Genomic DNA, 16,514 nt, shown 5'->3' with positions numbered 1-16,514 from the left:
GCTAACAATCTCGAAGATTGCTAGACCCTACACATTTGATTTGTCGAAACTTTGTTCAGTTTTCAAAGGTCTAATTTATTGGTTGATTACCTCAACGCAACTTAATCATCATAGCATCTGAAGCGCTTACTGTCAAATACTTTTTTCAAAGAATTCAATGGGCTTTTTCAACTATCGTTGCCGTTGCGACAACAGAAACTATCATATCAATTACTGAAGAAGTTGTCAACAACTAATTTCAATAATCTTTTTCGTTTCACCAGCACTAGGCTGACCTGTCGTAGCAGCAACGTGTACTAATATACCAATTTGAAATGAAAGTGTCAATGTTTTTCGACATCTTTTTTCATAATTTGGCAAAACACCTTGTTTTTCCTTATAATAAGCCCACATACATCAACACAAAAGAGGTGCTTGTCATGCTAGCCTGGTTCCCATTCATCATACTGACTTTGTTTACACTGATCGCCAGTCTTCATATCTGGCGACGACCAATCACAAAACGTTATCGCTTTAAACGACTTGCATTGCTGCTATTCCTTTGGGTTTTAACCGCATTCTGTTTTACACCTACAAACTATAGCTTTAGCAGTAGTGTCGTCCTTCCCTATATCACATTAGGTCCCGCCAAGATCATTCCTAATCCAATCCGCCAACTAGACCTAGGCTTTTGGTTGAATGTCTTGCTAACGATGCCTTTAGGTTTCTTAGTTGGCTGGAATTGGCCTAACCGTCCTTGGAGAGAAATCATCTTATTGGGCCTACTCACCGGGGTTTCACTAGAAACCGGGCAGTTTGTTTTAGATTGGCTCGTTCACATCAATCGTTGGATCGATATTGACGACGTACTCACCAATTGGGCAGGCGTCATCCTAGGCTTTGGTTGTTATCATTTAATCAGCCGCATCCCTGGGTTCCGTTGGCTACAAAAATAAAGGACGTTAGATGAGCACTCAATGAAGTGCCCACCTAACGTCCTTTTTAATTAATCATTAAAGAATAACTCAAAAACGTGTTGTCGATCACGATTCCAGACACGATTATCACTCGTTGGATAAACGCGATTCGTCAATAGGACCAGTCCTACTTGCCGGTCTAGGTCAAAAGCTACTGCCGTCCCAGTGTATCCAGTATGCAGATACTGATGTTTACCGTTGTAGCGTTCCCAGCCAAGCGTTCGGCCTTCCGAATCATGTTCACCTAACCAGTCGAAGACATTCTCATCTAAGACACGTTTGCCTTGATACTCGCCAAAATTCAACATCATTTCAATAAAGACAGTCAAATCAGTCAAAGTTGAAAACATTCCGGCATGGCCAGCTTCACCGTTTAGTAGAAAAGCCTTGTAATCGTGAACTTGCCCTTGAATCTGGCCGCGTCGCGGATCAAACTCAGTTGGCACAAAACGAATCTTGGGCCGATTTAAATTATAACCCGTATTCGTCATAGCCAGCGGATACAACACATGATCTTGAATACTGCGTGCCAAAGCACCGTCCACCGTCCGGATAATCCAACCAAGAATGATATAGCCTAAATCAGAATAGACATATTTTTCACCCGGCTGATTAATGAGTTCAGCGTTATAGACTGCCGCAATTAAATCTTCTCGATTCATATTTGTCAAATTATCAATATCCGCCGGTAACCCACTATTGTGAAGCAAAAGTTCTTCAATTGTAATTTCCTTGTGAGCAAACCCTGGCAGAAAACGCGCTACCGGATCATCTAGTCGAATCGTATGATCAGAAAGTAATTGAAAAATCCGTGTTGTGGTTCCCACCACTTTAGTTACTGAAGCTAAGTCATAAATCATCGAGGGATCTAACCCAATTGCAAAATCATCTTTGCCTTGTTTACCATGATAGTATTGATTCACACCTTGGGGCGTAATCACGCTAAACGATGCCCCATAGATATCACCAGCATCAATACAACTATCAATGTATGCTGCTATTTTATTAATCACGTGTTATGGGCCTACCTTTCGTCATTGCCGTCACGTCAAACCCATGCGGCTTGCAGACTGTCGTACTCTTTTATCATAACGAAAATCCGGATAAAAGCAACGCCAATAACTTTTTAAATTTTAAGTGTTTTAGTGTTGCAACCGCTTACATTATCTGTTAGTATACTAAGTGAGGAAAGAAATTAATCCTCATTAGCAAGCTTCTCAATGAGCATTGGCTGTCGCTGTAATGTTAGACAGCTAGCAAGACAAGTTATGGTCGTTATCGAAACCATTTCGGGCGTTGAAGCGTTATCGGTCTAGCGAGTGTCGTGAGATTTTCCGTTGGATGGCTGAACGTTAACCCTTGAATTAACGATAACCGCAACAGAATTAATTGGTGTATCTAGACTATCAAGTTTTAATCTTTAGATTAGAAACAGGGTGTCGCCGATGCCAAGTTTAAAGTTCCACTAGTACAGTTCCATTGTAAGCTTCAGGTTTTAAAAAGTTTAAACGGAGGTGCATGTCTGTTACGAAGACATTCCTAAGTTTTAAACGCGAGTTCGGCTTTCGTTAAAACCCGTTTGAAGAGTCATGAATCAAGTATTTAGGTACTTTTGATCGACTAGAGCAGATAGCTACAATAAATACGGGTTAGTCCGTTAGAAGTTGGACACACGTAAAATTGAATAAGCATGAAGGTGTAACGTATTAAGAACACTGAACAAGTATTCCTTGCTAATATGGATTATTCCTCATAAGTAGAACTCAAGTTGAGAAGCCTTGGGTTCTATTTTTTTGCAGCCGTTTTAACTAAGTCATTCATATACTTACCACGTTCCAGCATTTTAGACGTCAACCGTTAGACGAAAAAAATCTGATGGTTCCCCAACTAATATTATATAGAAGAAAACACCCTCCTTACTAACCAGTCGCAACCGTTTACATCCCTATCATCAACCCGTATACTGGTACTAAACTCTAAGGAGGATTTTTCGTTTGAAAACACTCAATTTAGGCCAAAGCGGCATGCAGACATCCGCAGTCGCTTTAGGCATCATGCGCATGAACAGTTTAAACGTTGATCAGGCCACCAAAGTCATTGAAACTGCGGTTGACTTAGGAATTAACTATATTGACTCAGCAGACATCTACGGTGGTGGTGACTCATCCGCCATTTTTGGCAAAGCACTAAAGCAGTCCACAGTGAGTCGTGACCAACTCTTTATCCAATCCAAGGGTGGCATTGTTCCTGGAAAGCGTTACGACTTCTCCAAACAACACATCCTTAATGCCGTTGATGGCGAACTCAGTCGCTTAGGCGTGGACTACTTAGACAGCTTTCTACTTCACCGGCCAGACCCATTGATGATCCCTGATGAAGTCGCAGAAGCCTTCAACGAATTACAAATCAGTGGTAAGATTCGGCACTTTGGCGTCTCCAACTTTAATCCCATGCAAGTCGAGCTCTTACAAGCCGCTGTCAACCAACGCTTAATGATCAACCAGCTACAATTTGGCGTCATGCATACCGGCGCAATTGATTTTGGCCTCCACACAAATATGCAAGATGACCGTAGTATTAACCACGATGGCGAAATCATTGAATACTCTCGTCTCCACCATATGACTATCCAAGCTTGGTCACCTTATCAATATGGCAATTTTGCTGGTATTTTCTTGGATAATCCGAAGTTTCCTAAGTTGAACGACGCGATGCAAGCACTCGCTGATGAAAAGCACATGAGCAAGAGCGCGATTGCCACTGCTTGGATCTTACGCCACCCCGCTAAAATCCAGGTCATCCTGGGCACTATGAATCCTAAACACTTGGCAGAAAATGCCGCCGGTGCCGATATCGACTTGACTCGGCAAGAATGGTACGACATTTACTTTGCCGCTGGGAATGATTTACCTTAATCTAACCAAAGACGTTGTTCACCATCAAACTGGCAAACAACGTCTTTTTTACGGACCGTCCCGATTTTCTTTAAGTTTAGCGTAAGAAGCCACGAATCCCTTAAAATTCAAGTTTTTATATTTCGAGTTTTAGTAAAACTGCGCTATGATTAGTACTGTAAGTAGCAATTTATTATTCAATCAAACAACTATTTTAACTGCATGATCAAGGGGAGCCCTGCTATGTCAAAATTCAACATTACACTCATCAACGCTGACCGCGCCAAGGCAATGCTGACGGAATATAAGGAACAACGTAAGAATTCGATTCCGCGGTTAGCCCATCCGGGACGCTACATTTTACCGGACTATAAATTAACTCGTCGTCGGGCGGCGTTTAAGATTGTGAAACACACTTTCTTAACCCCCCACTACAAATCCTACGTTGCCATGGACTCCGACAATGGTCACACACTCTGGTTTCACAATTTTGGCTCACTCACTGAGGCCTTATTCTGGTTGGAAACTGGTTTAAAGATCAGTGATACGGACTCACATTCAAACTATAAGGAATGGTCCGCTAAACACGCTGAAGACATCAATGCCTTTAAAGAAGCATTGCGTGATCGTAAGAAGCAACAACCAAAACAGAAAAAAGCAAAATAAACAAAACGGACTAGGCAGCGATTGCCGAATCCGTTTTTTATTACGCTTGATCAGCCAAATACGCTGGAAAGAGTTCCTCATATAAGTCAATGAAATCAAGGTACATCGTCGCTGAAATTGATTCATTTGCCTGATGTGAGCTGAAATTTCCCGGACCAAAGACGGTATAGTCTGCGCCGGCAAGTTGATCAATGAGGAACCGTCGTGCATCCGTCCCACCCGGGGCACCAACTGCTGGGATGACCTTATCGCCTAAGGCCAATCCCATTGACTTCGCCGCCAATTCGGTAATTTTAAGTTCAGTGGGCGTAAACTTAGCTTTTGCTAAATACGGCTGCCCTAGCCGTTGAATCAGTCGTAACATCCGACCATTAGGATCACCGACGACTGGTTGTACAGACATATTAACTTGCAAGCTAATGTCACTACCGTTGGCGGCATTGAATTGTGCAAGTGTGGTTTCAAAAGTCTTAATTAACGTCGCATTACTAACCTCCGGGATGGTCCGCATACTAATCTGCGCTTCAGCCAAATTAGGAATCGTGTTCACTTGATTTCCGCCGTGGAAAACGTCAATGTTGAACAACGTTTCGGTATTCAACACCTCATTTTTAATGCCAGCTGTTAACGTGGCAATATTTTCTTGAATCTGAACTAAGGCATTCACCAAGTGAGCAACCGCATTATTCCCCATTTTTGGCATGGAACTATGCGCAGTCTTCCCTTTAGACGTCAACGTCACGTCCACCGACCCAGCCTGCGCATAACAAATGTTATAGCCAGTTGGCTCAGCAATCATTAGTGCGCTCACACCTTGCATATATCCCGCCGCAGTCAGGTCTGCCGCACCTTGCTCCGCAAACTCTTCGCCATACGTCGCTAATAACCGAATCGTCCCATTTAGTGGAATTTTTCGTTCCTTCAGCTCAATCATCGCAATGACTAGTGCCGCTAGACCGCTCTTCATGTCACAACTGCCTCGGCCAATCAGTTCATCGCCGACTGTCGTCAGAGTAAACGGATCTTGATTCCAATCAGCGCGCTCAACCGCAACGGTATCCATATGACCAGACACTGCTAAAACGGGGTTACCACTACCAATTTCTGCAACCAAGTTCGCCCGTCGATCACCGGCTGGTAAAACATGACAATCAATCTGGGCTTGATCAAACACCCTTTTTAGATATTCCGCAACAGCCAGTTCGTTACCATTGACAGACTGAATCTTAACCAATTGACGTAAAATCTCAATCTTTTCAGCACGCTCCATACATAACATCCTCTCAATTCCGTTAGCAATAACTGTGATAATCAGTTTAAAGTCATCATAGTTCGAATCATCGGCCAAGACAATGATATGCGAACCTTGGTAAGGTGACTTAAAAAGAGCAACAAAAAAAGACCTGATCACCATGATCAAGCCTGCTAATGATCCGACCTAGCTCGATAATCCCCATTATCAAGGCCCACCTATGCCGAACCATTCCTCCAAATAACTACTCCCTGAACAGATCTACCCAATCTCTTTTGACCTTAGTCATACCGATACCGCCTAATTCGGCATCGCCTTAAACATGCCGACTCGAACGCTAGACTGCCAGTGTGCTTTGACCGGCATCGGTCTAGTCGGCAAAGTTTTCGCTGCTGCCGGCGGTAATATTAGGATTCCTGGCCGCTGCTGTCGGTGTAATAAAACCGGCAAACTGGTCCCTGACGGCTCAGCGAAAGGAGACTGATTGGGGCTGATGCCACCGAACCAGGGTCCCCCAACCACTAATCAATAGTCCCAATCCCAAAACTGCCATCAGTTTACCAATCATCTTCACCATCAGTGACCACCTTGCCTCATTTATTTCGATTACAAAAATAAGTATAGAAGTCTGGTGTAAAACTAATGTCACTATCTAGTAAAGTTCTTGTTTAGATTACGTAAAGGCAAGCTGACGGACCCTCGTTATTGAAAAAGCGGCCCGCATTTATCATGCAGACCGCCGATTTGATTTGATTTAATTTTATAAACTAGTCCGTTTCCGAAGCAGATTTACGACTGACGCGTCGTTCACCTGCATAGTCGGATTTAGTTGAGATTTCAACATCGCGAGCTAATGCTTGCCGTTTCGCTGCAACTTTCTCTTTCGCAGCGACCTTAGCTGCTTCCTTCACTGGATCTGTCGTCAAATCATGATAAATAGAAACTAACAAAATCAGACAAACCGCGATCAATGGGAACCCAGACATCGCACAAATGGACTGAATGGCTTTGAACCCTCCGACCGTGACTAACCCTAATGAGAATAAGAGGAAGATGACAACCCAGCTCATCCGGTTAAAACGACTAGGTTGCTCGCCAACAGATAATTGTTTACTTGTAAATGATGACGTGATAAAGGCAAATGAAGAAACCGTCGTTGCCAAGAAAATGAAGCATGATAAGCAATACAAAGCTAACATGATCATTTTAAGTGGCAAAGTAGTCAAAACAGCTGCGATAACTGCCGCTTGTCCTTGGGTATTCAAGATATGAACTAAGTTAACGATACCCATCTTTTGTAAGTACAAGGCGTACCCACCTAAAATGGCATAAAAGCTCACACAACCTAAAGAACCCCAAAGTAACATACCACCTAAGACTTGGCGAATCGTCCGACCACGTGAAATCCGCGCGATGAACAAACCCATCACTGGCATAAAGGATAACCACCAGCCCCAATAGAAAATAGTCTGGCTTTGCATAGCGGTCATTGGCCCATTTGGAGATGAATTGAAGCTTAAACTAACAAATTTATTGATAAATAATCCAATACTATTCGTTTCAGAATTCAAAATATAAGTCGTTGGACCAACCAATAAGACGACAACTAAGAAGCCAATCGCTAACCAAATGTGGGCTGAACTTAACCGGCCAATCCCACGTTTGAGACCATTAAAGACGGCTGCAGCAAAGATGACAAATAGAATGGCAAACAAGCCAAGTTTTAAGGTCATCGTATCGGCAATCCCGGTAACAGCGCTCAAAACTTTTGAAATGACGGGAATTTCCATCCCAACAGAAGTCCCGACACCACCCATGATGCCGATAATGACTAAGAAATCAATGACATTGCGGGCCAGCTGTTTAGCGAGACCCGGACCTGCTAAAACTGAAATGGCGGCACTGAGCCGTTGCACTTTGACATGCTTCACATACATTGCATAAGCAATTCCAATGGTGGCTGGTGCGAACATCATCCATGCCATCGGCCCCCAATTAAACTGGCCGAGCATGTGCGCATAGTTATACGCGGAATTTGAAAATGGCTTTACGCCAAATGATGGACTTTGTAAATATCGCAATGGATCGGCAATACTCAACATTAAAATGCTGGCATCGATCCCCGTTGCGTAAACCATGCTGCCCCAATGGAATGTTGAAAATTCCGGTTTGTCTTTGGGACCACCAAGTTTGGTTTTACCGAGCTTACTAAAAGCCAAGTAAATGAAGAAGATAAAGTTGATGACGTAAACGAGCATGTACAACCAACTCATGTTAACCGTTAACCAGTTCAGAATTGAGCCTAAACCAGTCTCCAAGGATTTACCACCAACTAACAGAAAAACTGAAGCGACAGCAAATAACCCAATCGTTGGTAAATACACCCACCAATCAATATTCTTGCTTTTTAAAATAATAAACCTGCTACTGAACATATACTTTCTATATCAAATATTCGTGGTTCTTCCTCCCACAACTGGGAGTCCCCACGCGTTAATTTCCGACTAGCAATCGGTACACCCCTCCGAGATTGATTCCTCGGAGCACTCAGTACCCTTATTAAATAAGGTTTAATCGGCATTGTCTGCAGAACTCGGTTTGTGCTAACTCAAAATCAGTAGCAGAATTTCCTTCTTTCCGTTGGTTGAATTCCGCGGGACGCCATACTGACAATTTTTAATTGCGTAATCTACGTTGGTATTCACCATATTTAGCGCTGATAGCTAGTGCCAGAGTGTGAGCGAAGACGGGAGCTGGTGAGCATTGCCTAGCCAATCACATAATGCGTTTTTGGCATTCTGTGACTGGCGTAGCAAGCGAAACCCGCTGCCTGAGCGAACACGTTTCGACTATTAAGGTAGAAACGTGTTCGCCGGCACTACGACCTCCGCTTAGGGTTGCCGGACAATCACTCGGAAAAACACCGAGTCATTGTTCGGCCATCCTAATGCTCAGTCGCAACCCGTGCCGACTCACACTCTTACACACAACGTAACGATCAAATTGTTATATTCAATATCTTGCTAATGGATAACCCCCTTGAATTTATCAGATAAGTTAGTTGCATGCAGTCACCTAGCAAGTTTAAATGGTGCCATCATACACAAAAAGGTCGCACAACAGGGTAACAAGTTACCACCTGTATCACGCGACACCGCTAATACAAATGCTGATTTCAGTATTTATTCTGATATCTGATATTCATCTATTAGTATACTAGCATTAGAAATAATGTAAAATGACCGGTTTGACGGGTGTTTAAGCCTATCATGATAAGCTTAAGCCACCTTTTAACCGGTCTTTTTAGGTGATTTTTCAGAAAAATAATCGCATTTTTCGCAAATTATTATGTTTTGTTTAGAATCATTCTTATCTGTTTAAATTGAGCCATTTTAGTGTTACGCTTGTGCTAATCATAAAGGAACCGATTACAAAGTTCAATAGGAGGGGTTATAAATGCGACACTATTACAAATTAACTTTAACAGTTAGTGTTGGAATTGTGGCATTAATCTTAGAATTTGGCTTACACCAACAGTTAGCCGCACAAATAATCATTACGTTGATGGGGTCAATCATGGCTCTTTCCATGTTTGTTGAAATGGTCAAAACGTTACGTTCTGGTAAATATGGGGTGGATTTATTAGCCATCACCGCGATCGTCGCTACCCTAGTCGTCAGTGAATATTGGGCTGGACTGGTCGTTTTAATCATGTTGACCGGTGGTGACTCACTGGAAGATTATGCTGCCAAACGTGCCAATACTGAGTTAAAGGCTTTGCTAGATAATTCGCCGCGTACCGCGCACCGTCTCGTTGACGGTCAATTAACAGATATTCCCGTTGAAGAAGCGAGTGTTGCCGATCAATTAGTCGTAAAACCGGGCGAACTTGTCCCCGTTGATGGTCATTTGATTGATGGGACCGCACTCTTCGACGAATCTTCCTTGACAGGTGAATCCAAGCCAGTTGAAAAAGTGGTTGGTGATGACTTAATGTCTGGAGCTGTCAATGGTGATAGTGCTGTCACAATGATCGTAGATAAAGTCGCCGCCGATAGTCAATATCAACAGCTGGTTAAATTAGTTAAAGAATCCGAAGCTCGGCCCGCAAAGTTCGTTCGTTTAGCCGATCGCTACGCCGTGCCATTTACATTAGTGGCCTACGTGATCGCTGGGGTCGCTTGGGCCATGAGTGGTGATCCACATCGTTTTGCCGAAGTCTTAGTTGTTGCTTCGCCTTGTCCATTAATTTTAGCTGCCCCAGTTGCACTCGTTTCTGGCATGAGCCGGACCAGTCGAAATGGGATTGTTGTTAAAACTGGTGACATGTTAGAAAAACTCTCCACCGCGAAGTCAGCAGCCTTTGATAAAACTGGGACAATCACTAGTGGTCAATTAACTGTCAACCAGATCATTCCTCAAGCCGGTTTTACGGCAGAACAAGTCTTACATTTGGCCGCAAGCGCTGAACAAAACTCAAGCCATATTTTAGCTCGTTCGATTGTTAAATATGCCAACCATACACCGCTGAGCACAGCCAATGACTTAGCAGAAGTCACTGGGAATGGTGTGACGGCACAAGTTGATGACCATGCAGTTAAAGTCGGGAAATTAAGCTTTGTCGACCCAAGTACATCACAAAAGCCATTGGCCCAAACAGCTATTTACGTGGGCATTGATGATCAATACGCCGGCGTCATTACCTTTATCGACAACGTTCGACTGGAAGCCGCTGCCACCTTACAAGCGCTCCATGCTGAAGGGATTCAAAACGTCATGATGCTCACCGGGGACCAACGTGCCATTGCCGACAAGATTGCGGCAGAAGTTGGGATTGATACCGTTCAAGCCGATTTACTCCCTGCCGACAAAATCAAGAATCTAAAAGCGATTCCTGAAGCTGGCCGGCCGGTGATTATGGTCGGAGATGGCGTTAACGATGCACCTTCCCTAGCCGTCGCTGATGTTGGGATCGCGATGGGCGCACACGGTTCAACCGCTGCCAGTGAATCAGCCGATGTCGTTATTTTGAAAGACGACCTGAGTCGCGTGGTGACCGCCATTCAAATCGCTAAAGACACGATGGCCGTTGCTAAGCAATCTGTCTGGATTGGGATTGCGATCTGTACTATTTTAATGTTGATTGCTAGTTCTGGGATTATTCCAGCGCTCTTCGGGGCCATGTTACAAGAAGTTGTCGACACGGTTTCCATTTTGTGGGCACTTCGGGCATTGCGTGATCGTCCTCGAGCAGCCATTAAGCCAGCTGCGATTCGTCAAAATTAATCACCGAATTGTGGTAAGCTGGATTGAAACGAAACGGACGTGATTGTATTGCCAAAATGGATACTCGACTGGTCGGAAGGCGCACTAATTTTCATTGGTGTCTTAACCTTGGTTTCAGTCATTTTGCTTAATGTGCCCTTAAGAGAAACCCTTCCAGTCGACTTTTTCTACATGTTGATTACCTTCTACTTTGCTTGGCGGCGGAGTAAACAGACTAAAAAGTAACTGGGAGTTTTTCTCCCACGCTGTCAGAAAAGTTAATTTCTAAAAACAAAAAAAAAGATTGCTAACTGTAAGCATTCACCATCTCTAGGTGATTTGCTTAAGTTGCAATCTGTTTTTTTTATTATCACTAAAGGTTGAACGTAGCAAAACCATCACAAATGTCCCAGTACCAGTAACCGTCACATTTAAAGTAGGCTTGGCCAAACTCAGCGCTCCGTCAGTCAAAATCGGTGTGCTATGGGGGACGGCTCCAGTCGAAGTGCGGTCTTACACCACAGACGGTCCGGTAGATTTGCGATTTTGGCAAAGCTTCCGGGCGAGGCTCAAGACGTTTCTAAGGCTTGAACCGGTCCCTCGTCCGCATGTTATCGGCAACAACCGGAAGCAACAGTAATCAACTAGTTTTCGCCGCCTGATTATTGACGTAGTGGCACAGAACAGCAATTTTCAACCTTCAGTTACTATGATCATATAATTTCTCTTGCTTATCGAAAGCAGCAATAAGTTACGCTTCCACTGGAATCAACTTAAACGACTCATAGTCAAACAAACCACGATCCGTTAGTTTTATCGTCGGAATTACGGGAAGCGTTAAAAATGATAAAGTAATAAACGGATCAAACGAAATCTCCGTTTCACAAATTCGATTATAGGCGGCCTTGATCGTCCCGAGTTGCTGCGTGGCAACTTGATAGGAACTGGCCGATAATAGTCCGCCAATTGCTAACGGCATATCTGCAATAACTTGTTCATCATCCGTTACCGCGATCCCGCCATTTGTCATCGTAATCTGATTAATTGCCCGTAGAATAGCCATATCTGACGTCCCCACCGCCACAATATTATGAGAATCATGGGCAACAGAACCAGCAACTGCACCGTGCTTCAATTGGAAGCCATGAACTAACCCAACACCCACTCGCCCAGTATTTTTGTGCCGTTCCACGACAACCATTTTTAGCACGTCTTGTGCTAAATCGGTCTGAAATTCTCCATCAGCTACTGGAACATCAAAAAGCAAATGATCAGTTTCAATGTGGTTAGGTTGTACCCCAATGACATTCACGTGACCAGTTTTCAAGGGTAGTTTCAATTCAGCAAGCGTCGCATGTTGATGAATCCGAGTTGCGGTAAATGGTAATGGTTGCGTCGCTGCTTCTGTCGTCACCCATTGACCGGCCTTCATTGTTCGCTCAATCGTCACTGCATCAACATCATCCAAGACGACTAAATCCGCCAGCTTCCCGGCTGTCAAACACCCACGATCATTCAAACGGTGGGCATTAGCGGCATGATAACTTGCCAACGTGTAGGCCAAAGCCGGCCGCATCCCGTTCTTGATTGCTAATTTAACGTTATAGTCAATGGACCCTTCCGTGATTAAATCCGCAATGGTTTTATCATCCGTACAGAAAGCGAAACGACTCGCATTGGCTTCCGTGACCGCTCCAATCGTCCCAAGAACGTCCCGTTCAACCGTTCCCTCACGTAAGAAAACATACATGCCGGCCTTCACACGCGCCAAAGCTTCGGTAACAGTCGTACATTCATGATCCGTATCCAAACCAGCATTTCGCATGACGTTTAATTGATGTGGATTCAAGCCGGCCGCGTGACCATCCGCATGATAGCCATGCGCATTCGCATCTCGAATTTTCGCCAACATATCTTGGTCCCCACGTTCAACCGCGCCATAATCCATCACTTCTGCAAGACCGCGAACTTCTGGTTCTGCATATAGCGGCCGTAAATCTGCCGCATGTAACGTCGCACCATTATCGTCAAAGGGCACACAAGGCACTGATGACGGCAACATAAAGAAAACATCCAGTGGTGTCTGGCGTGCATCGTCAATCAAATATTGAATGCCAGCTGTCCCAGCAACATTCGCTAATTCATGCGGATCAGTCGCAATTGCGGTCACCCCATGTTTCAACAAAACTTTCCCTAATTCACTCGGCGCCACCATCGAACTTTCCATATGCACGTGCGCGTCGATCATGCCCGGAACTAACCACTTACCAGTAGCATCGTAACGTTGTTCAGCCTGATAGGGCTCATCCTTCAAGTTGCTAATAATGTGACCATCCTTAATCCACAAACTGGTCTGCTCAAATTCACGAGTCAACACGTTTAACACTTGCCCACCAGTAATTACCAAATCCACTTTTTCAGTCACGTTGTGCTCCTTCTGCCTATTCAGAAAGAAAAAGAGCCGACTGCCACCCGTCGCAAAAAGAGCTCCGGAAGTCATTCGACTCAATTCGCTTATAGTCCAGCATTTACGGTGCTGGGTAGAAACTCGCCATCCTTATCATGGCATTATATAGGCAATTAATTTAGTTAAATATTTTTTGTTTGTCAGTAACCTTAGCAGACTTCCAATTCAAATGCAACCCAAGGTATTGCCCATTCAGCACTTAATCGCTTAACTAACTGACAGCCATTGACTAGCTGAAACTGTGACTACCGGTCGCCATTTAAAATGGGCTAATCACAACGATTGAACACAATTTATTATTGATTCAGCGTTGATTTCACCGCAATGACCGACTATGCTATTAACAACTACTAAAATAACTATTAATTAACGCATTAATTTTTGTGAGGTGCAATTTCTAATGATGATGATGAATAATCCAACCATGCTGTCCTATATTCGCCGGGAACAAACGGTGCTCGGCAACCTGTTGTCGGCTTATCCCGATGCGACGGCCGCTGCCCTGGCCAACGTTCCCAAGACAACTAAGCATTGGCTAATTTTGACAACTGCTTCAAGTCTCAATGCGGCCAAAAGTGCCCGGCCTTATATGCAAAAAATGGCCGACATTGAGGTTGAGGTTCAGGACGCCGTAGCCTATTTAAATTACGGGCACGTTAATCCCGCCATTGATACAATTATTGGCATTTCGCTCAGTGGCACTAATCAAACAACCCTTGCCGCTGTGAAAAAAGCTCAAGCCGGTACAAATGCCACAACAATTGGGATGACAGCTCAAAAAGAAAGCGACTTAGTGACACTCGCAGACACCAGCTTCAATCTGCTCACAGGCAAAGAAACAATCCCGTATATTACGCTCAGTTACAATGCTATCGTCTTGTCACTCATGTTCTTAAGCCTACGTAGCGCTGCCGACCGTGACTTACTCACGGAACTAGCAGCCAATCAAGAACTTGATGACTTCGGACTGATCATTGAACACATGAACGAAACCATCCAACGGGCCAATGACTATTACCGTAAATTTACGATTGACTTCGGGCTGGCAACTGAATTTACAAGCATCGGTGCCAGCAGCCTAGCTGGTACCCTTGCCGAAATGCAAACTAAGTTCACCGAAATCGTCCGGGTGCCAACTCGTGGCTACACCCTATCTGAGTTCACCCATGGCGGCTACCTTGGTGCTCACGAAACGCACCGCCAATTCTACGTTGAAATGACCACCAAGCCCGATGTGATGGCAACCATGCAAGCGGTCAAATCGTATGAATCACGGTTAACACCACATATTTACACGATCAGCTTTACCGATGAGCAACCCGCCGTCAACGACGAGCAAACGTTGCAACTTTATCCAATTGAGGATGATCTCAAAGTACCATTATTGGCGATTATTCCGTTCCAAGTCCTTTCTTGGTTCATTGCAAAAGCTAAGGGAATCAACTTGTCACATCCAATTTTTGATAACTTTCAAGCTAGTTTGAAAACAGACAAATAATTAAAAGCAGGCAACCTATTTCAATCAAAGGTTACCTGCTTTTATGTTGTTATTTAGTTAGCTTTTTGGACTGCCAACTATAATGAATTCGTAATTCTGAAAATTGACGATAGTCGACATAATGGTCACTCTGTAAACGACCAAGGACAATATCCGGGTGCATTTGGATTCGTTTTGCAAAAGCGATGATAGCATGCTTACTAAAATCTTCTTCACTAACAAACACTTGCCAGTCACACTTAGGAATTAAGGTATCTGCTGCCCACTGATCAGCTTGTTCTTCTTCAAGACTATCACCGTATTTTTTATTAATTGTAAAAAAAGGCGTTTTATTGTGTAAAACGAGATGACCTAGTTCATGAAAGAAGGTGAACCAAAAACTATCATGAGTCTTCTGTCTAAAGCTTAGCTCAATAATTGCTTTGGGAAAAGGTGATAACCAGCGCGTCGAACCACTTACCCGACTTTTGGGTAGTTCCGGAACGGCGACAACAGCTATCCCGACTGAAGCTGCCAGTTTTTGCAATTTAGGCATAAACACCTCAGAATCAGTCGATTGAACTAACTTCCTAAATTCAGGAATCTTTTGTTCTAACTGATCAGCGTCAAAATTTTCAGTTGAAATTTGATTAGCCATGAGTGTCCCAGCTTGTAGCCACGACTGCAAGGCGAAGTTATCAACTTCAAACTTATCTGAACTTGATCTAAATGCCCCAACTAACAACGGATTTTGCTCAGTTTGCTTCTTAAAAGCATCAAATGAAGATACTCTGAAAAAGCGTAACAAATTCTTCAAGCGCTCAGACTTATCAGTCGTCTTAGGAACAAATCCTAACTTAGCCATGTGGGTGTACGGAAACTTATCCGCATATTGAACATGCTCGGCCAACAGTTCATCTTGTTTTTGCTTTTCAATAAAATCATCATACTGGCTTTGTAAAGATAACCAAAATTTAGCAGGAACATTTAGAACAAATTCTAATTGATTGGCGGTTTGTGAAGTTATTCGTGACTTATTCATCAACAACTCCGAAACATGTTTTCTCGTAACACCCATTTTTTCAGCTAACTCAGCCTGAGTCATGCTTAACGTTTCTAATGACTCTCGAATGGTGTCACTTGGCTCGGTCACATAATCTGGCGTTACTTTATACATTTTAATGGCCATGATAATCTATAACCTCCCTCACCAAAATACCAACCACGGCTTCTTTCACCGTCGTCACATTATTATCTGTGTCTAATCCCCGAAAGACTAGCCGTACATTTCTGGTTAAATCAACTGCAAAACAATCCTTATATTTTCCGGTCAATTGATGCAACCGTGGAGGCGGTAAATGGCTGATTTCAACTAAGCTTGAAGCTGCCGAGAGTTCAGTTATTCGCTGCATGAGTTTTACTGAAATCTTATCACCGTATTCCCTGACCATTACTTTATGAGAGCTTAGTACTTTCATAAGTTTTTTTGTTTCGGCGTTAATTTCCAAAATGTGTAACCTCTCTGGTTAATATCTTT

The 16,514-nt window shown here is 43.6% G+C and carries 11 protein-coding genes and 1 riboswitch; of the genes, 5 read left to right on the top strand and 6 right to left on the bottom strand.

The window, feature by feature from the left end:
• Positions 1–419 precede the first annotated feature (419 nt).
• Positions 420–935 carry a VanZ family protein gene (locus FFM64_RS05830; RefSeq protein WP_137607055.1) on the top strand — a complete coding sequence of 172 codons (516 nt, stop codon included), beginning with the start codon at positions 420–422 and terminating at the stop codon, positions 933–935.
• A gap of 50 nt (positions 936–985) precedes the next feature.
• On the opposite strand, the gene FFM64_RS05825 is transcribed toward FFM64_RS05830, so the two are convergent.
• The gene (locus tag FFM64_RS05825) at positions 986–1,969 is read right to left on the bottom strand and encodes a serine hydrolase domain-containing protein (protein ID WP_137607054.1); all 984 of its coding nucleotides are present in this window, start codon (positions 1,967–1,969) and stop codon (positions 986–988) included.
• Between the two features lie 981 nt (positions 1,970–2,950).
• Here FFM64_RS05825 and FFM64_RS05820 point away from each other — a divergent pair.
• Positions 2,951–3,871 (top strand): aldo/keto reductase, encoded by a 921-nt coding sequence (locus FFM64_RS05820; RefSeq protein WP_137607053.1) that lies wholly within the window; start codon positions 2,951–2,953, stop codon positions 3,869–3,871.
• A gap of 222 nt (positions 3,872–4,093) precedes the next feature.
• Positions 4,094–4,516, top strand: coding sequence for a hypothetical protein (locus FFM64_RS05815; RefSeq protein WP_137607052.1), 423 nt, complete (start codon positions 4,094–4,096; stop codon positions 4,514–4,516).
• A gap of 40 nt (positions 4,517–4,556) precedes the next feature.
• On the opposite strand, the gene FFM64_RS05810 is transcribed toward FFM64_RS05815, so the two are convergent.
• Together FFM64_RS05810 and FFM64_RS05805 are read right to left on the bottom strand one after the other, a co-directional pair.
• The gene (locus FFM64_RS05810) at positions 4,557–5,786 is read right to left on the bottom strand and encodes an ArgE/DapE family deacylase (RefSeq protein ID WP_171000308.1); all 1,230 of its coding nucleotides are present in this window, start codon (positions 5,784–5,786) and stop codon (positions 4,557–4,559) included.
• A gap of 749 nt (positions 5,787–6,535) precedes the next feature.
• Positions 6,536–8,203, bottom strand: coding sequence for a BCCT family transporter (locus FFM64_RS05805; protein ID WP_137607050.1), 1,668 nt, complete (start codon positions 8,201–8,203; stop codon positions 6,536–6,538).
• Between the two features lie 1,021 nt (positions 8,204–9,224).
• Between FFM64_RS05805 and FFM64_RS05800 the strand changes: the two genes are divergently transcribed.
• Positions 9,225–11,054 carry a heavy metal translocating P-type ATPase gene (locus FFM64_RS05800; protein WP_137607049.1) on the top strand — a complete coding sequence of 610 codons (1,830 nt, stop codon included), beginning with the start codon at positions 9,225–9,227 and terminating at the stop codon, positions 11,052–11,054.
• Positions 11,055–11,784: 730 nt separating this feature from the next.
• Here the strand turns inward: FFM64_RS05800 and ade are convergent.
• On the bottom strand, positions 11,785–13,458 hold the full coding sequence (gene ade / locus FFM64_RS05795) for an adenine deaminase (RefSeq protein ID WP_137607048.1): 1,674 nt from the start codon (positions 13,456–13,458) through the stop codon (positions 11,785–11,787).
• A 72-nt stretch (positions 13,459–13,530) separates the two neighbouring features.
• A riboswitch (purine riboswitch) is annotated at positions 13,531–13,629 on the bottom strand.
• A gap of 271 nt (positions 13,630–13,900) precedes the next feature.
• Between ade and FFM64_RS05790 the strand changes: the two genes are divergently transcribed.
• Complete coding sequence (locus tag FFM64_RS05790; RefSeq protein WP_223876905.1) at positions 13,901–14,998, top strand: SIS domain-containing protein; 1,098 nt, start codon at positions 13,901–13,903, stop codon at positions 14,996–14,998.
• A gap of 49 nt (positions 14,999–15,047) precedes the next feature.
• Here FFM64_RS05790 and FFM64_RS05785 read toward each other — a convergent pair whose 3' ends face one another.
• Positions 15,048–16,166: a HigA family addiction module antitoxin gene (locus tag FFM64_RS05785; RefSeq protein ID WP_137607047.1), complete on the bottom strand. Its 1,119-nt coding sequence runs from the start codon at positions 16,164–16,166 to the stop codon at positions 15,048–15,050.
• A complete protein-coding gene (locus tag FFM64_RS05780; RefSeq protein ID WP_137607046.1) occupies positions 16,156–16,485 on the bottom strand; it encodes a type II toxin-antitoxin system RelE/ParE family toxin in 330 nt (109 codons plus the stop codon). The genes FFM64_RS05785 and FFM64_RS05780 overlap by 11 nt, the downstream gene beginning before the upstream one ends.
• Positions 16,486–16,514: the final 29 nt, after the last annotated feature.

Origin of the sequence: Lactiplantibacillus daoliensis, from assembly GCF_005405005.1 — a bacterium.
Taxonomy (GTDB): domain Bacteria; phylum Bacillota; class Bacilli; order Lactobacillales; family Lactobacillaceae; genus Lactiplantibacillus; species Lactiplantibacillus daoliensis.
The sequence above is the reverse complement of the archived record's forward strand: the minus strand, read 5'-3'. Positions and strand labels throughout refer to the sequence as shown.

Excerpts from the sequence above, each read along its gene's own strand:
- FFM64_RS05830 (WP_137607055.1), top strand. The coding sequence starts at position 420 with ATGCTAGCCTGGTTCCCATTCATCATACTGACTTTGTTTACACTGATC.
- FFM64_RS05815 (WP_137607052.1), top strand. The coding sequence starts at position 4,094 with ATGTCAAAATTCAACATTACACTCATCAACGCTGACCGCGCCAAGGCA.
- FFM64_RS05810 (WP_171000308.1), bottom strand. The coding sequence starts at position 5,786 with ATGGAGCGTGCTGAAAAGATTGAGATTTTACGTCAATTGGTTAAGATT.
- FFM64_RS05805 (WP_137607050.1), bottom strand. The coding sequence starts at position 8,203 with ATGTTCAGTAGCAGGTTTATTATTTTAAAAAGCAAGAATATTGATTGG.
- FFM64_RS05800 (WP_137607049.1), top strand. The coding sequence starts at position 9,225 with ATGCGACACTATTACAAATTAACTTTAACAGTTAGTGTTGGAATTGTG.
- FFM64_RS05790 (WP_223876905.1), top strand. The coding sequence starts at position 13,901 with ATGATGATGATGAATAATCCAACCATGCTGTCCTATATTCGCCGGGAA.
- FFM64_RS05785 (WP_137607047.1), bottom strand. The coding sequence starts at position 16,166 with ATGGCCATTAAAATGTATAAAGTAACGCCAGATTATGTGACCGAGCCA.